The 21,977-nt window shown below is 58.8% G+C and carries 18 protein-coding genes; 9 read left to right on the top strand and 9 right to left on the bottom strand.

The window, feature by feature from the left end; all coding sequences use genetic code 11:
* The first annotated feature begins 386 nt into the window (after positions 1–386).
* The 4 genes from SIAM614_RS01375 to SIAM614_RS01360 all read left to right on the top strand — a co-directional run bounded on the left by SIAM614_RS01375 (position 387) and on the right by SIAM614_RS01360 (position 5,528).
* Entirely contained in the window at positions 387–1,256 is an 870-nt protein-coding gene (locus SIAM614_RS01375; protein ID WP_006931435.1) for a MurR/RpiR family transcriptional regulator, read from the top strand.
* Positions 1,257–1,308: 52 nt separating this feature from the next.
* Entirely contained in the window at positions 1,309–2,277 is a 969-nt protein-coding gene (locus SIAM614_RS01370; protein ID WP_006931434.1) for a TAXI family TRAP transporter solute-binding subunit, read from the top strand.
* 186 nt (positions 2,278–2,463) lie between these two features.
* Positions 2,464–5,100, top strand: a complete 2,637-nt coding sequence (locus tag SIAM614_RS01365) for a TRAP transporter permease (protein WP_040438737.1) — start codon at positions 2,464–2,466, stop codon at positions 5,098–5,100.
* On the top strand, positions 5,097–5,528 hold the full coding sequence (locus SIAM614_RS01360; RefSeq protein ID WP_006931431.1) for a universal stress protein: 432 nt from the start codon (positions 5,097–5,099) through the stop codon (positions 5,526–5,528). Before SIAM614_RS01365 ends, SIAM614_RS01360 begins: the two co-directional genes overlap by 4 nt.
* A gap of 4 nt (positions 5,529–5,532) precedes the next feature.
* On the opposite strand, the gene SIAM614_RS01355 is transcribed toward SIAM614_RS01360, so the two are convergent.
* Positions 5,533–6,420, bottom strand: a complete 888-nt coding sequence (locus SIAM614_RS01355) for a LysR family transcriptional regulator (protein ID WP_006931430.1) — start codon at positions 6,418–6,420, stop codon at positions 5,533–5,535.
* A gap of 95 nt (positions 6,421–6,515) precedes the next feature.
* On the opposite strand from SIAM614_RS01355, the gene SIAM614_RS01350 reads away from it, so the two are divergent.
* Positions 6,516–7,775 (top strand): M24 family metallopeptidase, encoded by a 1,260-nt coding sequence (locus SIAM614_RS01350; protein WP_006931429.1) that lies wholly within the window; start codon positions 6,516–6,518, stop codon positions 7,773–7,775.
* Positions 7,776–7,788: 13 nt separating this feature from the next.
* Here the strand turns inward: SIAM614_RS01350 and SIAM614_RS01345 are convergent, their stop codons facing one another.
* Together SIAM614_RS01345 and SIAM614_RS01340 are read right to left on the bottom strand one after the other, a co-directional pair.
* Positions 7,789–8,373 carry a hypothetical protein gene (locus tag SIAM614_RS01345; RefSeq protein ID WP_006931428.1) on the bottom strand — a complete coding sequence of 195 codons (585 nt, stop codon included), beginning with the start codon at positions 8,371–8,373 and terminating at the stop codon, positions 7,789–7,791.
* Between the two features lie 78 nt (positions 8,374–8,451).
* Positions 8,452–9,852, bottom strand: coding sequence for a selenium-binding protein SBP56-related protein (locus SIAM614_RS01340; RefSeq protein ID WP_040438731.1), 1,401 nt, complete (start codon positions 9,850–9,852; stop codon positions 8,452–8,454).
* A gap of 197 nt (positions 9,853–10,049) precedes the next feature.
* Between SIAM614_RS01340 and SIAM614_RS31830 the strand changes: the two genes are divergently transcribed.
* The 4 genes from SIAM614_RS31830 to SIAM614_RS01325 all read left to right on the top strand — a co-directional run bounded on the left by SIAM614_RS31830 (position 10,050) and on the right by SIAM614_RS01325 (position 14,587).
* On the top strand, positions 10,050–10,301 hold the full coding sequence (locus SIAM614_RS31830; RefSeq protein WP_157139614.1) for a hypothetical protein: 252 nt from the start codon (positions 10,050–10,052) through the stop codon (positions 10,299–10,301).
* The gene (yghU, locus tag SIAM614_RS01335; RefSeq protein WP_006931426.1) at positions 10,294–11,163 is read left to right on the top strand and encodes a glutathione-dependent disulfide-bond oxidoreductase; all 870 of its coding nucleotides are present in this window, start codon (positions 10,294–10,296) and stop codon (positions 11,161–11,163) included. Before SIAM614_RS31830 ends, yghU begins: the two co-directional genes overlap by 8 nt.
* Before the next feature lie 394 nt (positions 11,164–11,557).
* On the top strand, positions 11,558–13,141 hold the full coding sequence (locus SIAM614_RS01330) for a Re/Si-specific NAD(P)(+) transhydrogenase subunit alpha (RefSeq protein ID WP_006931425.1): 1,584 nt from the start codon (positions 11,558–11,560) through the stop codon (positions 13,139–13,141).
* Positions 13,142–13,153: 12 nt separating this feature from the next.
* Positions 13,154–14,587 (top strand): NAD(P)(+) transhydrogenase (Re/Si-specific) subunit beta, encoded by a 1,434-nt coding sequence (locus SIAM614_RS01325; RefSeq protein ID WP_006931424.1) that lies wholly within the window; start codon positions 13,154–13,156, stop codon positions 14,585–14,587.
* A 326-nt stretch (positions 14,588–14,913) separates the two neighbouring features.
* Here the strand turns inward: SIAM614_RS01325 and SIAM614_RS01320 are convergent, their stop codons facing one another.
* From SIAM614_RS01320 to SIAM614_RS01295, 6 genes are all read right to left on the bottom strand, one after another.
* Positions 14,914–15,912: an ABC transporter ATP-binding protein gene (locus SIAM614_RS01320; RefSeq protein WP_006931423.1), complete on the bottom strand. Its 999-nt coding sequence runs from the start codon at positions 15,910–15,912 to the stop codon at positions 14,914–14,916.
* Positions 15,909–16,943 carry a Gfo/Idh/MocA family protein gene (locus SIAM614_RS01315; protein ID WP_006931422.1) on the bottom strand — a complete coding sequence of 345 codons (1,035 nt, stop codon included), beginning with the start codon at positions 16,941–16,943 and terminating at the stop codon, positions 15,909–15,911. The genes SIAM614_RS01320 and SIAM614_RS01315 overlap by 4 nt, the downstream gene beginning before the upstream one ends.
* The gene (locus SIAM614_RS01310; RefSeq protein ID WP_006931421.1) at positions 16,940–17,779 is read right to left on the bottom strand and encodes a carbohydrate ABC transporter permease; all 840 of its coding nucleotides are present in this window, start codon (positions 17,777–17,779) and stop codon (positions 16,940–16,942) included. Before SIAM614_RS01310 ends, SIAM614_RS01315 begins: the two co-directional genes overlap by 4 nt.
* A 13-nt stretch (positions 17,780–17,792) precedes the next feature.
* A complete protein-coding gene (locus SIAM614_RS01305) occupies positions 17,793–18,707 on the bottom strand; it encodes a carbohydrate ABC transporter permease (RefSeq protein WP_006931420.1) in 915 nt (304 codons plus the stop codon).
* Between the two features lie 260 nt (positions 18,708–18,967).
* On the bottom strand, positions 18,968–20,221 hold the full coding sequence (locus SIAM614_RS01300) for an ABC transporter substrate-binding protein (protein ID WP_006931419.1): 1,254 nt from the start codon (positions 20,219–20,221) through the stop codon (positions 18,968–18,970).
* A 683-nt stretch (positions 20,222–20,904) separates the two neighbouring features.
* A complete protein-coding gene (locus SIAM614_RS01295) occupies positions 20,905–21,966 on the bottom strand; it encodes an ABC transporter ATP-binding protein (protein ID WP_006931418.1) in 1,062 nt (353 codons plus the stop codon).
* Between the last annotated feature and the right edge of the window lie 11 nt (positions 21,967–21,977).

The following is a 21,977-nucleotide window of genomic DNA, read 5'->3' as shown; positions in this document are numbered from 1 at the left end:
AACGGCCAGGGTCTTGTTGGCTCTGCCTTGGACACCCGGAAAATCATGTGGTCGCCCAAGGCGGGCGCCGCGGTGTTCGGTGTTTGGGCCTCAAGACCAGACCTTCCGCTGTCGGACTTGCCATCGCCAACGTCAACAAAACCTTGAGATGCATATTCTTTCATAAAATCAATTTATGCATGTATTCTCATCAGGGTGGATCTGAGCTTTTTCCGGGATCTGCCGCGCCGAGTCCGTCTTTTGCGGCAATAGCTTCTAGCTTCTGACGAGACCCGGGACTGCCGAAAAACAGCCAGATATTACGACCGCAGAGCACAGGCGGCTCTCGGTGCGAAACATTTGTTTCACAAATTGACAATGCAAAAAACAAATGGAACAGTAACCGGATGGAAACCATTTCGCCGCCCCATCTGCGCACCGCCATTTCGGCCAATTATGCCGAATTGAGCGATGCTTTGCGGACGGCGGCGGACTATATCGCAGAAAATCAGGTTGAAATCGCCACCCGCAGCCTGCGCTCGGTCGCATCGGCCAGTGGCGTTTCGCCGGCAAGCTACACAAGGCTTGCCAGAGCCTTGGGCTTTTCCGATTACGAAGCCCTGCGCGAGCAGGCCCGGAACGAATTGAGCCATCGCGGGCGGGACACGTTTCAGGACAAGGCCCGGAAGCTCCGCTCCGATGCCGACCAGCCTTTGCTGCCGCGCCAGGTTTCCGCCTGTATCGACAACATCAAGGCGCTGGTGGACGACATCGATCCGGCGGTCCTTGATGCCGCCGTCGACCGGCTCAGCCAGTCCCGGAAGATCATCCTGATCGGCGCCCTCGCCTCAGCAGGTTTTACCGACTATTTCGCCTATCTGGCCAAGTGGTTCGACGACAGGTGGATTGTCGCCGGGCGCAATGGCGCAACACTGGGCAGCACGCTTGCCGGCATTACCTCGGACGACACCGTCGTCGTCCTCTCCAAACACCCTTATGCCCACCGTTCGGTGCGCGCGGCCGAAGTGGCGGCAGGAAATGGTGCACAGGTGATTGTCCTGACCGACAGCCACGCCTTTCCGGGATTGCAATTCGCGACCTACCACTTCATACAACGCACTGAAAGCCCTCACTTTTTCTCGTCTTACGCAGCCACGCTTGTGCTTATCGAGACCATCACAGGCATGCTGGTTGCGCGGGCCGGAGCCGAGGCGGAAGCCCGGATCCAGGAGGTCGACAGACACAATCGTCTGCTCGACGAATTTGAAAACGTCTAGCGTGGATCGCCATGCCGGACATAAGAATTGAAACAAAGGGAAGCCAAGTCAAATGATGATGAAACTGAACCTTGCGGGCGCCGTTCTGGCGACCAGCATCGCATTCACCGGCGCAGCCTCTGCAGAGCAATTCATCACCATCGGCACCGGTGGTGTGACTGGCGTATATTATCCGACGGGCGGAGCCATCTGCCGGCTGGTCAACAAGGGCCGGAAGGATCACGGCATCCGCTGCTCCGTGGAATCCACCGGCGGGTCCGTCTACAACATCAACACGGTGCGCGAAGGCGAGCTGGAGTTCGGTGTTGCCCAGTCCGATTGGCAGTACCATGCTTATAACGGCACCTCCCAGTTCGAGGAAAAAGGCCCGTTTGAGGACCTGCGCGCCGTCTTTTCCGTGCATCCGGAGCCGTTCACCGTCGTTGCCCGTGCCGATAGCGGCGTCATGTCCTTCGAGGACCTGAAAGGGAAGCGCGTCAACATCGGCAACCCGGGGTCCGGTCAGCGCGGCACCATGGAAGTTCTGATGGAAGCCATGGGCTGGTCCACGGATGACTTCGCCCAGGCAACTGAGCTGAAAGCCGCGGAACAGTCTGCAGCCCTGTGCGACAACCAGATCGATGCGATGGTCTACACGGTCGGTCACCCGTCCGGTTCCATTCAGGAAGCCACGACCGCGTGCGATTCCAAACTCGTGAACGTGGATGGCGAGGTTGTCGACAAGCTGATCGCAGACAACAGCTACTACCGCAAGGCCACCATTCCGGGCGGCATGTACCGGGGCAATGACGAAGACGTCACCACCTTCGGTGTCGGCGCAACCTTCATCACCTCCGCAAAGGTGGACGATGAAGTCGTCTATACGCTGGTCAAGTCGGTGTTCGAGAACTTCGATGCCTTCAAGAAGCTGCACCCTGCGTTTGCAAACCTGAAGCCGGAAGAAATGGTGAAGGACGGCCTGTCCGCGCCGCTGCATCCGGGTGCTGCGAAGTACTACAAGGAACAGGGCTGGATCAACTAAGCCCTTTCACGCAATGCGGGTCCGGATCTTTTCCGGGCCCGTTTCTCTGCTGCGGCCCATTGACCAACACGCGGGCCAAGGCTTTTCTTGAAAGAATTGACAGATGCCACGGCCTGCGTGGCTTTCGGGTGCCAGCCTCGCGCAACACTGCCGTTGCGCTTCAGCCGGAAGACCGGGGGGAACTTCATGTCTGAACAGAACCAGCCGAACGGACGGGACCAACGACAGGGACTATCCGAAGCGGAACTTCAGGAACTCGTAGCCTCCTCCGATTCCGGGTCGAGAAACCCCGCGGGATCCGTCGGGATCATGATCGCCACCGTAGCGCTGATCTGGTCCTGTTTCCAGGTTCTGCTCGCATCGCCCATCGTCTACTACGTGCTGCCGTCGGACATCATCAACAACAGCCGCCAGGTTCATCTGGCCTTCGCGATGTTCCTGGCATTCATGGCATACCCGGCGCTCTCGAGCAGCCCGAGACACCGCGTTCCGATTCAGGATTGGGCCCTTGCGATTTTCGGCGCCTTCATTTCGCTCTACGGTTTCTTCTTCTACGACAAGATCGTTGCCAACGGCGGGCTCGCGGACGACACCGACAAGTGGTTTGCGCTTGCCGGCATCGTCGTTCTGTTCGAAGCCGCACGACGGGCGCTCGGCCCGGCCATGGCCATCGTCGCAACCGTTTTCCTGCTCTACGTCTTCTTCGGCTCTTCCGAATGGGTCCCGGAGGTCATCCGCTGGAAGGGCGCTTCGCTTCAAAAGGCGATGAGCCACATGTGGATCACTTCGGAAGGTGTCTTCGGCATCGCGCTCGGGGTCTCCACCAAGTTCGTCTTCCTGTTCGTGCTGTTTGGTGCCTTGCTAGATAAGGCTGGTGCGGGCAACTACTTCATCAAGATGGCCTTCGGGGCGCTTGGTCACCTGAAGGGCGGTCCAGCCAAGGCTGCCGTCGTTGGCTCTGCCGCAACCGGCCTCATTTCCGGCTCGTCCATCGCGAATGTCGTCACCACGGGCACATTCACCATTCCGCTGATGAAGCGGGTGGGCTTCACGTCCGAGCAGGCAGGCTCCGTTGAGGTCGCGTCTTCCGTGAACGGCCAGATCATGCCACCGGTGATGGGCGCTGCGGCCTTCCTGATGGTCGAATATGTCGGCATTTCCTATGTCGACGTGATCACTCACGCATTTCTGCCGGCCGTGATCTCCTACATCGCGCTGGTCTATATCGTGCACCTGGAAGCCGTTAAGCGGAACATGCCCACCATCGGGCACAAGACCGTTTCAACCCTGCGTACGATCATCGGCATGTTCGTGTTTTTCGCCGCCTTTGCCGCACTATGTTACGGCGTGCAATACCCTGTCGGCTGGATTGTCGCCCTGGTGCCGGAAGGCGCTTCCTGGATTCTCGCTCTGCTGGTTTTCGTTGCCTATCTCGCCCTTCTGAAACTGGCCGCGAGCGTCGATGATCTTCATCCGGACGATCCCAACGCCAAGGAAATCACGCTTCCGGATATCTCGCAGATCTACAAGGCCGGGCTTTACTACCTGCTACCGATTGTCGTTCTGGTCTACTTCCTGATGATTGAACAGAAGTCGCCGGGCCTTTCCGCCTTCTGGGCAACGGCACTTCTCTTCGCTATCCTCCTGACCCAGCGGCCGATCAAGGCGATGTTCCGGGGCGAGAACGAGACCGTCGAAGCCTTCAAGGCAGGTGTCGTTGACCTCGGTCACGGCATGATCGACGGCGCGCGCAACATGATCGGCATCGGTCTTGCGACCGCAACGGCCGGCATTATCGTCGGCACGGTGACCCTGACCGGTATCGGCCAGGTGATGGCGGATCTCGTCGAGTTCGTATCCGGCGGCAATCTTGTGCTGATGCTGGTTTTCGTCGGCATTCTGTCGCTGGTGCTGGGCATGGGCCTGCCGACAACGGCCAACTACATCGTTGTGTCTTCACTAATGGCCGGTGTGGTGGTCGAACTCGGTGCGCAATCCGGACTGATCGTTCCGCTGATTGCCGTGCACCTGTTCGTCTTCTATTTCGGCATCATGGCGGATGTGACGCCACCTGTGGGGCTAGCCTCCTTTGCCGCGGCAGCGGTGTCGGGAGGCGATGCGATCAAGACGGGGTTCACCGCATTCTTCTATTCCCTGCGGACCGTCGCCCTGCCTTTCGTCTTCATTTTCAACACCGATCTTCTCTTGATCGATGTGACAGTGACCCAGGGCATACTCGTCTTCATCATGGCAACGATAGCGATCCTGGTGTTTACCGCCGGCACGATGGGCTACTTCCTGACCAAGAACAGGATTTACGAAAGCGTCGCCCTGGTACTCATCGCCTTCATTCTGTTCCGTCCGGATTTCTTCATGAACCGGATTCAGCCTCCGTTTGAAATCGTCCCACCGGATCATTTCGTCCAGGCGGTTGGCGATGCACCGGCAGGAAGCGAAATTCGTCTGGTTCTGAGTGGCCCGGACTTCGACACCGGCAACACGATGGAAACACGCATCGCGATCGCGCCCGGGACCGAAGACGGCGGGGAAGCAAGATTGCAGGCGCTCGGCCTGACCACCATCGAGGAAGATGGCGTTCTGAAGTTGGAAGAACCCTTCCCGGGAACGCCTTACTTCGACCAGCTTGGCACGTTCGACTTCTATGGTGATGAACCGGTGGTCGTGAAGGAAGCACGGCTCGAAGCGGATCAATTGCCCAAGGAACTGATCTATATTCCGGGGATTCTGCTTCTTGTCCTCGTCTATCTGCTGCAGCGCGCCCGCGCAGGCCGGACCACCCGTGAAGAAGGAGTAGCGGCATGACCAAATCAATCCTGTGCGCTATCGACATCCAGCAAGACAACGACACCATGGTGTTGCAGACGGCCGACAAACTTGCCCGTCTGGACGATGCCCAGCTCGATGTGATCACCGTTGTTCCGAGCGCCGGCATCAATCTTGTCGCGTCCTACTTCGATGAGAACTTCCAGGGCCAGATGGTGGTGGAAACCCAGAAGAAGCTGGTCGAGAAGGTCTCAAGCATTCTGGGGGCCGAGAGAAACAGCCAAATCCGGCACCTGGTCGCGACCGGCTCGATTTACGAGGAAATCCTGGAAGTGGCGAAGAAGATCGGGGCGGATCTTATCGTCATCGGGGCTCACCAGCCGCATCTGAGTGAATTCCTGCTTGGGCCCAACGCAGCCCGGGTGGTGCGTCACTCAAAGTGCTCGGTCTATGTGGTGCGTGACTAAACCCTCAGTCACCTGACAGAAGCGCGGTTTTCAGCCGCTCTGCGTCTGTGCCGAGCGGTCGCTTGTTCGGCCAGGCGATGAAATAGCCCAGTCCCGTCTTGAGCGTAGCGCCATCCAGTGGCACGAGCCGTCCAGAGGAAATCTCTTCCCGCAATAACGGCAAGGCGCCAAGCGCGATCCCCCGCCCCTTCAACGCCCGCCCTATGGACTGGTTGTAGCTTGCACACATGTGAACAGGCCAATCCTTCAGGTCCGTTCTTCCTGTGCGCTGGATCCAGCCTGCCCAGTCGATCCAGTTCGGTGCCAGACGCGGATAGTTAAGAAGCGATGATGGCTTACCGTCTCCTCCCGACCGCAGGAATTCTATAATCTCCGGCGCCCCCACGGGTGTCAGAGCCTCCTGAAACAGCAGCTCCGAGTGCCAGCCTGGAAACCGGCCGTCTCCGTGCAGGATGACAAGGTCATGCTCGGGCTTCAACAGGTCTCCCAGATCGTCTGCGGTTGCCAGATTGAACAGGCAGGCTTCTTCGGACAGCGCAAAGTCCTTGAGTTTCGGCTGGAGCCAGAAGGCGGCAAGTGCCGTCACTGATGCGATCCGCACGATGGGCCTTTCTGGCACCTTCAGCGCACTCAGCGCCTGCGTCAGATAATCCAGCGTCATGCCGGTTTTCTCTGCCAGATAGGCCCCGGCTTCAGTTGGTTGAAGCCTGCGGCCCGACCGCTCGAACAGGTCAACGCCCAGCCAGTCTTCCAGCTGACGGATGCGTTTGGAAACCGCAGCCTGAGTCACGAACAGCTCATCGGCGGCTTCCGTAAAATTCAGATGACGCATGGCGGCTTCGAAGAATACCAATGTGTCGAGCGGCGGAAGTGATTTACGATAGGCTTGCATTACATCAGGTTATCGAATGATCCGATTTTTTCCAACCTTTCAAAGAACCGGGGTCTGTTCAATATTCCATTTAGTTGAACTGGAGACGATGACAGATGGCGGAACTGGACTGGCACGCGGAGCGCAGTGACCTTCAGGGTCTGTCGCAGCTCGACCGCCCCCCCGAGGTGGAAGGGGTCGACCTGGTGGCCGTGCGCACCTATCGGCAACAACGGGTACGGCAGAAGATGGCCGAATATAATGTAGATGCGGTGATCCTGTCAGATCCGGTCAATATCCGCTACGCGACCGGCACACGGAACATGCAGGTGTTTTCCATGCGCAACGCACCGTCGCGCTACCTGCTGTTGACCCAGAACCGCTCCATCCTGTTCGAATTCACCGGCTGCCTTCATCTTGGCCAGGGGTATGAAACCGTCGATGAAGTCCGTCCGTCGAAAACCGCAAGCTTCGTCGCCGCCGGCCCTCACATTGCCGAGCGGGAGCGCGCCTGGGCAACGGAGATGGCAGACACGATCCATGACCTGACGGGCCTCAAGCACGCTACGGTGGGGTTGGAACGGCTCAATGCGGGAACTGCTATTGCGCTGAAAGAAGCCGGTCTGAACGTGGTCGACGCGCAGCATCCCGTAGAGATGGCGCGCGCAATCAAGTCATCGGAAGAAATGAAATGCGTGATAGCGTCCCTGCGTGCCACAGAGATTGGCGTCGGCAAGCTGCGAGAGGCAATCCGCCCCGGGCTGACAGAGGCTGAACTCTGGTCGGTGCTGCATAAATCGATCATCGAACAGAACGGCGACTATGTCGAAACGCGGCTCCTGAACGCTGGCGCGCGCACCAACCCGTGGTTCCAGGAAACATCGGACAATGTCATCGGCGCAAACGAGCTGATTGCCCTCGATACGGATGTCGTCGGCTGCCATGGTTACTACGCTGACTTTTCCCGCACCTTCCATTCAGGTCCGGATCGGCCGACAAACACCCAGCGCGAGCTTTACAAGGTTGCCTATGAGCAGGTTCACCACAACATGGGCATCCTCAAGCCCGGCATGAGCTTCCGTGATTATGCCGACCGGGCGTGGAACATCCCCGAGCGCTACTATGCCCACCGTTACTACCTGTCCGCCCATGGCTGCGGCATGACCGGCGAATACCCTTATCTCTATCACCACGGCGATTTTCCGGATGCCGGCTATGACGGCATCGTGGAGCCAGGCATGACGCTTTGTGTTGAAAGCTTCATTGGCGAGGAAGGCGCGAAGGAAGGCGTGAAGCTGGAACAGCAGGTCCTGATCACCGAAACCGGCATTGAGACCCTGTCCCGGTTTCCGTTCGAAGCGCATCTGCTGACCTAGGAAGTCATATTGGTCAGCTCCTGAGCGCGAGGACCAGAGCAAACACACCGACAAGAACAAGGCTGGCGGCCCAGACCCGGTCCAGATTGAACCACGCCTTTTGCAGAAAGCGCAGGCCCAGCCAGAAATAGACGCCGACGGCAAGAAGACCACCGGCAAGCGCCATTGCGAGCGTGTGAACCGCGGCGACCAGCAACGCCATCCTGAGATCCGCACCCATGAGTGTGCTTGCGGCTGCGTGGCCCGCCTCCTGCTCCATCGCGCAGATGCCCAGATAGATCGGCACCAGCATAAGGCCCGCACCATGGGCAATCGCCACCAGAAAGGACCAGAGGCCAAGTTTCGCCGGTGAGATCCGGGCCAGAAAGCGCGGATGTCGATCGACGATCAGCAGGTAAAGCCCCATGCCGATCACCAGACAAGCGGCCCCAATGCGGATTTCCCGTTCCAGGTTGACCAGCGCTGCCATCGCCGAAAAGGGCAGCAGAATGACCAGCATTGCCGCCAGATGCCCGGTGGCAAGCAGGACCAGCGCACGCGGCAGGGCCAGCGCACGCTGCTCCATCAAGGCAGCCGACACCGCCAGAGGCCATCCCATGCCAGGGTTCAGGCCATGATAGAGCCCCGATGCAATGACGGCCCACCAAAGAGCCGTCACACTTGCCTCATCCAAAACCTAGACCGACGGGAAGCAGAAACTGTCGGTCGAGCAGTCACCGCCTTCAAGGCGGATCTGATGCGAGCGGTATCCCTTTGGAAACTCGACCCAGAAATCCGGATCGAGCGTCAAACCGCCGCCGGCCGCCACGCGGGCCATCACCATCGCTGCCCCGCCCTCTCCGGGATAGAACTGATCGTCCCAGGTGGAATAGAGGGAATTTGTCCAGTAGACGCGCTGGCCGTCCCGGCTGATCTCGACCATCTGAGGTCCATAGCCGAAGGTCTTGCCGTTCGGATGTTTGGTCTTTTTCACAATGCCGCCGATCTTGACCTTGCCCGCAAGCGTCGGTTTCATCGGGTCGGAGACATCATACTGGTGCATCTCGCCCGTGCCCCAGCAGGCAACATAGAGATATTTGTCGTCAAGGCTGAGGTCGATGTCGGTCACCAGCGGCGGAACCGCGGAAAAGCCCTTCAGGAGTTCAGGCAGGTCTGCCGGGTCGGCAGGCTGCGGGTCTATGGTGATGGTCTTCTTGGCTTCAAACGAGCCATCGTCCTTGCGCCACCAGGTGAAGATCGCCCCCTGCAGGTTGGTGGTGTCGACGACAACCCCGCAAAAGCCATACTGTTTGGCCGGATCGTGGGCGGGACGGACCTCGAGGGCCATCTGGTGGTTTTCGCCGAGATCGATGGTCTGGATGTTTCTGCGCCCGCGAAGATCCCAGAAATGCAGCTTGTGGCCATACTTGTTAGATAGAAGATCTTCCGCGACAAGCCCGTTTTCAAATTGCGGCGGCAGCCCCCATTCGGAAGACACCATGTAGTCGCGCGGCAGGTTCCACCAGAAATCATAGTGCTTGTCCTGGATGCCGCGATCCATTTCGTACCGGCCGAGAATGTCGAAGGTCTCGCAGTCCATGATGAAAATGCCCGGAGGCCCGTCGGTGCCGTCAGCACCGCTGCCGCCAAGGGTGGAGACATAGATCCCCTCCGGTCCGCAATGGATGGTGTGCGGGCGGGAATAGCCTGTCTTGGCGAAGACTTCTTCCGGTTCGATGATCTTGTGAATTTTCGCCTGCAGCGGCTCTTTTACATCAATGATGTAAATACGCGACGACCGGATACCCGGAATGATCAGATAGCGGCGTTCGAGAAAGGCATGACCCGTCAAGGGCGACAGGGCCGAGGAACAGGCGTTCCAGCCGAAATGGTGGAATTCGTCGCCCTTGTTCGGCATGAAGACGGAGTGCACGATCTTGCCGTAGTCCGGGCTTTGCGGATCGACATTGACGACGGCCAGGCCATCGGGCTGCGAGAAATCGGGACTGAGCATCAGGGTGAAAGCCAGTTTTTCAACCGGCGCTTCCATCGCCATGCGCGGTGTCGGATAAAAACTCGGATCAGGCCTCAAATTCATGTCGTCCTCCCTAAACGTGATGAAATTCAAGACGGGATGTCCGCATTCCTTTTCTTGTTCTTGCCGACCTCCCGAATACGTCTCCAATGCTGCTCGTCATGTGTCATGTATCCGGATTTTGCCGATGATCACTTGCCGGACCAACGGCCATTCCGATTGCAGTTCCAAAAGAATGCCCGAAATACGATAACGGGTCGATGGCGAAAACGCATCCCAACTTTTCCGGGATGCTCAGAACAGAAAACCTCAACATCGTTTTCTGCTGCAACGAGATTTCCAAGCGGGCTGCAGCGACGCAATTATTTACCCTTGCCCTAAAAACGGCCCTAGGCAATCCTGCGATTGCCGCCTATCTAATCGTAAGATTGCGATGGATCACACCGACCATTGTTCTGTTCTTAGCTTCCGTTAATCGCACGACCCGTTCCGGAGACTTGCCTTATGAGTGACCCGACCTACACCCCGCCCAAAGTCTGGACCTGGGAACAGCCAAGCGGCGGCCAGTTTGCCAACATCAACCGGCCCGTTTCAGGTGCGACCCATGAAAAGGACCGGCCCGTCGGCAAGCATCCGCTTCAGCTTTATTCCCTGGCGACCCCGAACGGCGTCAAGGTGACGGTGATGCTCGAAGAGCTGCTGGCGCTCGGCTACAAAGGCGCCGAATACGACGCCTGGCTGATCAAGATCAACGAAGGCGACCAGTTCTCCAGCGGCTTCGTGGAAGCCAACCCGAACTCCAAGATCCCGGCCCTTGTCGACCACTCGACCGAAACTCCGACACGCGTGTTCGAATCCGGCTCCATCCTGCTGTATCTGGCCGAGAAGTTCGGCGAGTTCCTGCCCAAGGACCCGGCCAAGCGCACCGAAACGCTGAACTGGCTTTTCTGGCAGATGGGATCCGCCCCCTATCTTGGCGGCGGCTTCGGCCATTTCTACGCGTATGCGCCGGAAAAGTACCAGTACCCCATCGACCGTTTTGCGATGGAGGCCAAGCGTCAGCTCGACGTTCTGGACAAGGCTCTGGCTGAACGTCCCTATATCGCCGGCGACGATTACACCATCGCCGACATGGCGATCTTCCCCTGGTATGGCGGAATGGTGCTCGGCCGCGCCTATGATGCTGCGGAGTTCCTGTCTGTTCACGAATACAAGAACCTTCTGGCCTGGGCCGAGAAGGTCGATGCACGCCCGGCAGTTGGTCGCGGGCGCAAGGTGAACCGGACCTGGGGCGAAGATCACGAGCAGCTTCCAGAGCGTCACGATGCCGCGGATCTGGATGCCAAAGTGGCCCTGGACCCGGCTGCAGAATAAAATTTCGTTTAGCGGAGGGTCTGTCCCCAGGAACCGCCGCCGGAATTTTTACACGCCCCGTTTTGGGTCAAAGAGGCTGGATATTGCAGGCGACCGGGAAAATTTACTATTTCCCGGCGCTTTTTGAGTATTCCGACTCCGGAATACCCTCTGACACAGTTTCCGATACCCCTATTTTGTAAATCCCGTGAAATTTATATCGCGCTGCTCTGACTGTGCAGTGCGGTAATACCCTCCAAATTCAGTCGGAAGACACCTTGTCATAAGTAAAATTTTCGTTTCTAAATTCGCAGCACGTTTGTGAGGGACAGGGCGCACGGGGGGAGCTTGTTCGCCGAACCGGCCAACTTGACCTCACCACAGGCCATTTCCTCGACACTTGCTGGAGAGACGTATGCCAGAAGCCCTAAAGATCGGCACACCAAAGGAAACCTTCCCCGGGGAGAACCGCGTGGCGATGACACCCGAATCCGCAAAGCAGTTGCAGAAGCTCGGCTTCACCTGCCTTGTGCAAAGCGGAGCCGGAACCGCCGCCGGATTTTCCGACCAGGCTTATGAAGAAGCCGGTGTCGAAATCGTCAAGACTGCCGCAACCCTCTGGAAAAATTCGGACATCGTGACCAAGGTCCGGCAACCGGACGACAAGGAATTGGGCTATCTGACGAAGGACAAGACCCTGATTTCCTTCTTCAATCCCGGCAGCAACGCCGATGGGCTGGAAAAAGCGAAGGAATCGGGCGCCAACGTCATTGCCATGGAAATGGTGCCGCGTATCTCGCGTGCCCAGAAGATGGATGCTCTCAGCTCCATGGCCAACATCGCTGGCTACCGGGCCGTCATCGAGGCCGGCAACAATTTCGGCCGCTTCTTTACCGGCCAGATCACCGCTGCGGGCAAGGTTCCGCCGGCCAAGGTGCTGATTGTCGGCGCAGGCGTCGCAGGCCTTGCAGCCATCGGCACCTCCACGTCGCTTGGCGCAATAACCTATGCGTTTGACGTTCGCCCGGAAGTGGCCGAACAGGTCGAATCCATGGGGGCGCAATTCGTCTACCTGGATTTTGAGGAAGAACAGCAGGATGGCGCCGCGACCGGCGGTTACGCCAGCGTCTCCTCGCCGGAATTCCGCGAAGCCCAGCTTGCCAAGTTCCGTGAACTGGCGCCGGAGATGGACATTGTCATCACCACGGCCCTGATCCCCAACCGGGAAGCACCGAAGCTCTGGCTGGATGACATGGTCAAGGCAATGAAGCCGGGTTCGGTGATCGTCGACCTTGCGGCCGAGCGCGGCGGCAACGTGGATGGAACGGTCAAGGACGAGAAGGTCGTCACAGAGAACGGCGTGACCATCATTGGCTACACGGACTTCCCGTCGCGCATGGCGGCTCAATCTTCCACGCTTTATGCCACCAACATTCGCCACATGCTGACTGACCTGACCCCTGAAAAGGACGGTCAGATCGTTCACAACATGGAAGACGACGTCATCCGTGGCGCGACCGTGACCTATGACGGTGAGATCACCTTCCCGCCGCCACCTCCAAAGGTGCAGGCAATTGCGGCAAAATCGAAGGAGAAGCCGAAGGAGCTGACGCCGGAGGAAAAGCGCGCGCAGGAAGCTGCCGCCTTCAAGGCGCAGACGAAACAGCAGGTGACCCTGCTGGCAGTCGGCGGCTTGCTGTTGCTGCTGGTGGGTCTCATCGCCCCGGCCAGCTTCATGCAGCACTTCATCGTCTTCGTGTTGTCCGTCTTTGTCGGTTTCCAGGTCATCTGGAATGTCAGCCACTCGCTGCACACGCCGCTGATGGCTGTCACCAACGCAATCTCGTCGATCATCATCCTCGGCGCGCTGATGCAGATCGGATCAGGATCCTTCCTGGTCATCCTGCTGGCAGGTCTGTCCGTCTTCATGGCCGGGATCAACATCTTCGGCGGTTTCCTCGTCACCCGGCGCATGCTCGCCATGTTCCAGAAATCCTAAGGAGGCCGGCAGATGGAATTCGGTTTCACAACCGCCGTTTACGTTGTTGCGGCTGTTCTGTTCATCCTGTCCCTGGGCGGCCTTTCCGGTCAGGAAAGCGCCAAGCGCGCGATCTGGTATGGCATCGCCGGCATGGGACTGGCCGTTGTCGCCACCCTGATCGGACCTGGCTCCGGCCTTTGGCTACTGTCCCTCATCCTGATCGCCGCAGGCGGGATCATCGGTTATTTCGTGGCGCAGCGCGTCCAGATGACCGAAATGCCCCAGCTCGTCGCAGCCATGCACTCGCTTGTGGGTCTGGCCGCCGTCTTCGTCGGCTACAATGCCTATATCGAACTCGGCAACGTGCTGGCGATGGGCGAAGAAGAACGCAATGCGCTTGAAGGCTTTGCCGCGATCCTGGCGCACAAGACGCCGATCGAACAGTCGATCCTGAAGGTCGAGGTGTTCCTCGGTGTCTTCATCGGTGCCGTGACCTTTACCGGCTCCGTCGTCGCTTTCGGCAAGCTGGCCGGCAAGGTGACCTCCAAGGCAGAAAAGCTGCCGGGCGGCCACATGCTGAACGCCAGTGCGGCAGCGCTCAGTGTCATCCTGCTGCTTCTGTTCCTGAACGGTGCCGGCATCTGGACGCTGATCCTGATGACGCTGCTGGCTTTCTTCATCGGTTACCACCTGATCATGGGCATCGGCGGCGCCGACATGCCGGTTGTGGTGTCGATGCTGAACTCCTATTCGGGCTGGGCCGCGGCCGCCATTGGCTTCTCGCTCGGCAACGATCTGCTGATCGTCGTCGGTGCGCTTGTCGGTTCGTCCGGTGCGATCCTGTCCTACATCATGTGCAAGGCGATGAACCGGTCGTTCGTCTCCGTCATCCTCGGCGGCTTCGGCAACACCACCGGCCCGGCCATGGAAGTGGAAGGCGAGCAGATCGCCATCGACAGCGACGGTGTCGTTGCAGCGCTTGAAGATGCCGACAGCGTCATCATCGTTCCGGGCTACGGCATGGCGGTGGCCCAGGCGCAGCAGTCGGTCAGCGAGCTGACCAAACGTCTGCGGGCCAAGGGCAAGGAAGTGCGCTTTGCGATCCACCCGGTCGCAGGCCGCCTGCCCGGGCACATGAACGTGCTCCTGGCCGAAGCCAAGGTTCCGTACGACATCGTTCTGGAAATGGACGAGATCAACGAGGACTTCCCGTCAACGGATGTCGTGATCGTCATCGGCTCCAACGACATCGTCAACCCGGCGGCCCAGGAAGACCCCAACTCACCGATCGCCGGCATGCCCGTTCTGGAAGTCTGGAAGGCGAAGCAGGTCTTCGTTTCCAAGCGCGGCCAGGGAACGGGTTACTCCGGCATCGAGAACCCGCTGTTCTACAAGGAGAACACGCGGATGTTCTACGGCGACGCCAAGGCCAGCCTCGACAAGCTGCTCACCCAGATCGGCTAAGATCGAGGCCCAGGAAAACGAAGAGCCGTCCCGGACAACCGGGGCGGCTTTTTTGATTGGGCAATCTGGTTCAAGCCAAGCCCCCCTCCCTCACCTTCATTCCTGACAAGCGCAACACAAGTTGCGCGCAGATCCGGAACCCGGATATCAGCGTGAGCGCAGCGAACACCGTTGCTCATTCAAGTCGGTGTGCCGTTGGCACGAATATGTCTGGCTTCCGGATCGGCGTTCGGCTTTGCCTCACTTGTCCGGAATGACGGCCCCTGAAAACAAAGGCCACCTGAATATCTCCAGATGGCCTTTGCGTTGTTTTCAAAAGAAGCGTCCTATCCGCGAAGCCGGGCACCGTCCTTGTCGAAATAGAACGACTTGCCTTCCGCGATCCCGAAGCTCAACTCGGCGCCTGGCTTGATGTCGTGCTGACCGAAGAGGCGTGCGGTGATCTGGTGGTCTTTCACCTTTGCAATCACATTGGTGTCGCCGCCAAGCTGCTCCACATGCTGCACGGACGCCTTGAGTTGTCCCTGGTCGCTCTGGAACAGGTCTTCCGGACGCACACCCAACGTGCGGGTATCGCCTTCGCTGATCAGGCTTGCAGGCATGAAATTCATGGCCGGTGAGCCGAGGAACCCTGCCACGAACTGGTTGACCGGGTTGTTGTAAAGCTCCATCGGGCTGCCGACCTGCTCGACGCGGCCAGCGCGGAGAACCACGATCTTGTCGGCCAGCGTCATGGCTTCGGACTGATCATGGGTCACATAGATCATCGAGGTCTTGAGCTGCTGGTGCAGATTGGCGATTTCCAGCCTTGTGTTCATGCGCAGCGCCGCATCCAGGTTCGACAGCGGTTCGTCGAAGAGGAACAGTTTCGGATGACGCACGATCGCCCGGCCGATGGCGACGCGCTGGCGCTGGCCGCCGGAGAGTTCCGACGGATAGCGGTCGAGATAGTCCTCAAGGTTCAGCATGCGGGTTGCCTCAGCAACGCGCTGCTCGATCACCTGCTTGCTCTGCTTTTCCTGCTTGAGCGCGAGGGTCATGTTGTTGCGCACGTTCAGATGCGGATAAAGCGCGTAGCTCTGGAACACCATGGCAATGCCGCGCCTGGACGGCGGCGTCGTGTTCACGATCTCCCCGCCGATGCTGACCTCGCCGGAGGAAACGTCCTCCAGTCCCGCGATCACGCGCAACAAGGTGGATTTGCCACATCCGGACGGCCCGACGAAGACGACAAACTCGCCGTCTTCCACCTCAAGATTGATGTCCTTCAGGACATGGACATTGCCGAATGACTTGTTGACGTTGGTCAGGGTTAGCGCCGTCATGGCGTTAGCTCCTTTAGCATGACTGAGTGACCGGTGCGGATGCTCTCGTCGGCAGCTAGGCAAATCGCCAGCGACCGGACGGCATCCTGCATGTGCCGGCTGAGATCAATGTTTTCTGAGATTGCGCGCAGCATGAAAGCCTGCTCGGCATCGCAAAGTTCCTGATGGCCGGGTTCGCCCGGCAGGTCGATGCGCCGGTCCCCTTCCGGGCGATGGACCAGAAGCCCGCCGACCCGCGTGTGGCCGTCAACATCGGCGGATGCGCCCTTGTCGTCCTCGACAATCGAAACGGAACCAGCCGGCGAGACGACATCCTTCACGAAGAAGGCCGTCTCAGACATCATCGGTCCCCAGCCGGCTTCGTACCAGCCGACCGAGCCATCGTCGAAGAAGACCTGAAACTGGCCGTAGTTATACATGTCCGGGCCGATTTCGTCGGAAAGCCGAAGCCCCATGCCGTGAACCTTCACGGGTTCGGCGTCGGTAATCTGGCACCAGACATCGACATAATGGACACCGCAATCAACGATAGGCGCTGTCGTCTGCATCAAGGCCTTGTGGGTTTCCCACTCTGCGCCGGTGCTCTGTTGATTGAGGTTCATGCGGAAGACATATGGCCCGCCAAGCTCCCTCGCCTCCTCGATCAACCGAACCCAGGAGGGGTGATGCCGCAGGATATAGCCGACCGCGAGCTTGCGGCCGGTTTCCTTTGCGCAGTCGACCACCCGCGTGGCATCGGCCACGGTGGTCGCAAGCGGTTTTTCGACAAAGACATGGGCCCCTGCCTGCATCGCCGCGACAGCGTAGTCCGCATGGGTGTCGGAATAGGTGGAGATCACCACCAGAGCCGGTTTGGTCGTTTCCAGCGCCTGTGCGTAATCCGTGAAGACCGGATAGCCGGCAAGGTCCGGATGCGTTACCTGCCCGGAGCGGTTGACGAGGCCGACTATCTCGGCATCTTCATGCTTGTGGTGCGCCAGGGCGTGGGAAAGCCCCATGTTGCCGAGGCCGACGATCAGAACCCGGATCATTTGACTGCTCCCGAGGTAATGCCGCGGATGAGCTGGCGCGAGAAGATGACGTAAAGAATGAGAACCGGCAGGATCGCCATGGAAAGAGCGGACAGGACCGCGTTCCAGTCGGTGACGAACTGGCCGATGAACACCTGACTGCCCAGGGTCAGCGTCTTGGTTTCTTCAGCCGGGGCCAGGATCAGCGGGAACCACAGATCGTTCCAGATCGGGATCATGTTGAAGACGGCAACCGTCGCCATTGCCGGACGCACAAGCGGCAGCACGAGGCGGAAGAAGATCGTGTATTCCGACAGTCCGTCGATACGTCCGGCGTTCTTCAGATCGTCCGAGACCTGCCGCATGAATTCGCTCAGGATGAAGACAGCCAACGGCAGACCCTGTGCCGTATAGACCAGGATCAGCGCCATCAGCGAATTGACCAGGCCGGTGGCGACCATCATTTCCAGAATGGCCACGGTGCCGATCCGGATCGGGATCATGATGCCGAGCGCCAGATAAAGGCCCATCAGCATGTTGCCCTTGAAGCGGTATTCGCTGAGGGCGAAGGCCGCCATTGCCCCGAAGAGCAGGATGAAGGTCAGCGAAACCACGGTGACGATCATGGAGTTCTGGAAATAGAGGAAAAAATCCCCCTGCTTCATGACCGTCTGATAGCCGATCATCGAGAAGCTGTCGGCATCAGGCAGCGCCAGCGGTTCGCGGAAGATCGCCTTTCGCGACTTGAAGCTGTTGATCAGGATCACGAAGACCGGGAACAGCGCGATCAGCGTGTAGAGGATCAGGGCGCCATGCATGGCGGCGGTGTTGAGCGGGTTGGTACGCGCCTTGTTCATGTGACGACCTCCCTTACAGCTGATATCTGCGCATCCGGGTCTGGATGCCGAAGAGGTAGAGACAGACGCCGATCAGGATGATCGCGAACATGGCGCTGGCAATTGCCGAGCCCATGTAGGGATCGCCCAGCTGAAGCTGGAACCCGAAGAACGTGCGATACATGAAGGTACCGAGAATATCGGTCGAGAAATCCGGTCCGGCCAGCGCCCCCTGCGCCGTGTAGATCAAGTCAAACGCGTTGAAATTGCCGACGAAGGTCAGGATCGAAATGATACCGATGGACGGCAGGATCAGCGGCAGCTTGATTTTCCAGAAGGCCGACATGCCGGTGATGCCGTCGATCTCGCCAGCTTCCAGGATCTCTTCGGGAATGGACAGAAGCGCCGCGTAGATGAGCATCATCGGAATGCCCACGAACTGCCAGACCGAAATGAGTGACAGCGCGGTCAATGCGTATTCTTCCTTGCCGAGCCAGGGTGCGAACAGCGATTTCAGGCCGACGGCATCCAGCATGGTAGGCGCAATGCCCCAGATCGGTGACAGGATCAGCTTCCACGCAAAACCCACAATCACGAAGGACAGGATCGTCGGGATGAAGATCACCGAGCGATAGAAGGCCGCGAACCGAAGCCGCGGATGGCTCAGAATGGCCGCCAGGGCGATGCCGATGGGGTTCTGAACCAGCATATGAATGAGGAAGAACCAGAAATTGTTCCCCAGCGCGTTCCAGAACTGATCCGACCAGAGCGGATCGCCAAGAAGCGTGATGAAATTCTGCAACCCCACGAAGACGCGCTCCTTATCGACCTTGCTGTAAAGGGCAAGGCGAAGCGTGTTGAAAAGGGGAAAGATCATCACGGCCGTGTAGACAAGGACCGCCGGGGCCAGAAACACGACGATATGCCAGCGGAAGCGAGGCCTGCTCATAAGAAGCTCCGGTCAAATGCCCCGGGCAAGCCTTTGGCTTGTCCGGGATACAGACTTTCCTGGGGCAAGCCTCTGGCTTGTCCGGGATACAGACTTTCCTGGGGCAAGCCTCTGGCTTGTCCGGGATACAGACTTTCCTGGGGCAAGCCTCTGGCCTGTCCGGGATACAGACGTTCCTGGGGCAAGCCAAAACCTGTCCGGGAATAAAGTTCCCGGGCGATACGAATGCCGCCCCGGGAACCATTTGTCATTTGTGCAGATTACTTCTGCGGCTCGTACCAGCTTGCCAGGCCGTCCTGCAGCTTCTTACCGAGAGCCTCTGGGGTTTCCGTGCCCTTGATGGCCGCAGCGGATGCACCCCAGGTTTCGTTTTCAAGGTTCGGCGTACCGCGAGAGAGGATCTGGTAGGTGGACCGGATGGTGCTTTCGCATTCGCCGCGCCAGCTTGCGAATTCCTTCGCCAGCGGATCTTCCAGCTCAACAGGTGTCTTGGACAGCGGGAAGAAGCCCGGCAGAGCGTTGCCGAAGATGGTGGCAAATTCCGGAGACGCCACCCATGCCAGGAATTCCTTGGCCTGTTCGGGATGCTCGGTCTTGGCGTTCATGCCGATGCCGATATCGGTGTGATCGGAGATGTAGCATTTATCGCCGGCATTGCGGACCGGCGGCTTGAAAGCGCCCATTTCGAAATCGGCTTGCGTATTGAAACCGGAGATTTCCCAGCTACCGGCCGGATAGATCGCAGCGCGGCCGAGTGTGAACAGGTTCTGGCTGTCCGGATAGGTCTGTGCCTCATAACCGTCACCCAGGTAAGGTGCCCACTTTGCCAGCGTGGCGTAAGGAGCGACCCACTGCTCGTCGGTGAGTTTCTGCTCGCCTGCGATCAGAGCCTTGCGGCCTTCCTCGCCCTTCCAATAGTTCGGGCCGATGTTGTTGTAGCCCATGGTGGCTGCTTCCCACTGGTCATTGGTGCCCATGGCCATCGGGATGTAGGAGCCGTCTTCCTTGATCTTGTCGAGTGCGGCGAAGAACTCTTCCTCGGTCGTCGGGACTTCGATGCCCAACTCGCTGAACGCGTCCTTGTTGTAGATGAAGCCGTGGATCACGGCCGCCATCGGAACGCAGAAGCTTGCCGAAGCGTCATCGGTCTGCCACGCGGCCTTTGCCACGTCGGAGAAGTTGTCCATGGCGTCCATGCCGGACAGATCCGCCAGGTGTCCGGCCTCATAAAGCGCCAGGGACGCGTCGAACGGGCGGCAGGTGATCAGGTCACCCGCGGAGCCGGCATCGAGCTTGGAGTTCAGCGCGGCATTGTATTCCGTCGGCGCGGACGGGGTGAATTTCAGCTTGATGCCGGGATGCGAGGCTTCGAAAGCCGGAATGATCTTTTCCTGCCACAGCGTCAGATCGTCGTTGCGCCAGCTTTCAATCGTCAGCGTGACGTCTTCGGCAAAAGCCGCGGACGTAAAGAGCGCAGTGCTGGCCATCGCCAGAGCGAGAATATTGCGTTTCATAAGACACCTCCGAAAAGTTCCATCCATTGCTGGACGTTCCATGTTGTTCGCTCACGGCGCTGGAGACTATCCCGCTTCCTGGCCCGGCCCGCCCTAATGGGACCTGCCGCTGCCTTTCACGTTTTTGTTTTACCGCCAGATACAGAACAACATGCGCCGGAGAGCATCAGCCCTCCTGCTCGCCGTATATAATACCTATTTGATACCACTTGTCGACCTATTAGTTTGAATTCGTGTAAATCATTTTTTGACCACGAAATCATACCATTGGGAGGACTATTGGTATTATATTGGAGTTATTTTTTCTGGATTTTCGGCTTAAAGGTATCATTACGACACCTTTAAGTCCCGCCAAAACGAGCCAGAAGTGCCCTCTGCGGCTGCCTTTTGAAAAAGACCGGCTCATTTATGGCCTGATCAACTGCCTCTGCCCTGGCCTGGACTGTCTTGTCCGCCAGATTGTCGTGGTTGCCTGGCGAGCAACCTCTGGAGCCCCCGCCTCACCTGCCTGGTATAAACACATGCTCTCAATACGTTTTTTCCGCTGAACAGAAATAGCCCTGAACAGTGTCGAGGCAAGAAAATGCTGATCGAGGCGTTCGCTCTGCTGGTCTATGTGCCGACACCTCCGCGATGCCGGCAACGCTGATCCATAGTCTGGCACGCGTCAGCTAGACTTGCCGTCAGGCAGCCAGACGGCGACCGTCCGCATCGAACAGATGTGCCTTTTCAAGATCCAGCGCGATGCCAACCGGATCTCCGGATTTGAGCGCAAAATGACCGTGCTCGCGTACCAGCACCTGACCGATACCCGGCACATTGGCGTGAATATTGGTGTCGGAGCCGAGGTGTTCGACCAGTTCGGCGGTTCCTGAAATATGCGCCTCTTCCGGGCCAACGATGTTGAGATGCTCCGGACGAACCCCCAACTCCCGCGCACCCACCTGAGCGTTTGTCAGACCGAGACCGAGGCTCGCGCCGTTCTTCAGCGAAAGCCGGCCGTCCTTCGGTTCGATATCCAGGATGTTCATGGTCGGAGACCCGATGAACTGGGCAACGAACTTGTTGGCCGGCGTGTCGTAGAGCTCCAGCGGCGTGCCGACCTGCTGGATGTCGCCGGCATTCAGGACCACGATCCGGTCGGCCAGCGTCAGGGCTTCCACCTGATCGTGGGTCACATAGATCATCGTTGCCTTTAGCCGCTGGTGCAGCCGGGCGATCTCCAGGCGCATCTCGACACGCAGTGCGGCATCGAGGTTGGACAGCGGTTCATCGAACAGGAATGCGCTGGGGTCGCGCACGATGGCCCGGCCCATGGCAACGCGCTGGCGCTGTCCGCCTGAAAGCTGCTTCGGCAGGCGTTCCGTCAGCTTGCTCAGGCCAAGTGTCCTGGCCGCTTCCTGCACCTTGCTCACACGCACATCGTTGGCCGCTTTGCGGATTTCCAGCGAGAAGCCCATGTTCCTGGCAACATCCATATGCGGGTAAAGCGCATAGGACTGGAACACCATGGCCATGTCGCGGTCGCGGGGCGGCACTTCGTTCATGCGTTTGCCGTCGACGGTGAAGTCACCGCCGGAAATCGGCTCAAGTCCGGCGATCATGCGCAGCAACGTGGACTTGCCGCAGCCGGACGGGCCGACCAGCACGATGAATTCGCCATCATCGATGGTGAGGTTGATATCGCGCATCACCTCGACGGAACCGTAGGCCTTGGCGATGTTCCTGAGTTCAATACGAGCCATGGTCTGGGTCT

This window comes from Roseibium aggregatum IAM 12614 (genome assembly GCF_000168975.1).
In the GTDB taxonomy this organism is placed as follows: domain Bacteria; phylum Pseudomonadota; class Alphaproteobacteria; order Rhizobiales; family Stappiaceae; genus Roseibium; species Roseibium aggregatum.
This window is presented reverse-complemented; position numbering and strand designations above follow the sequence as displayed.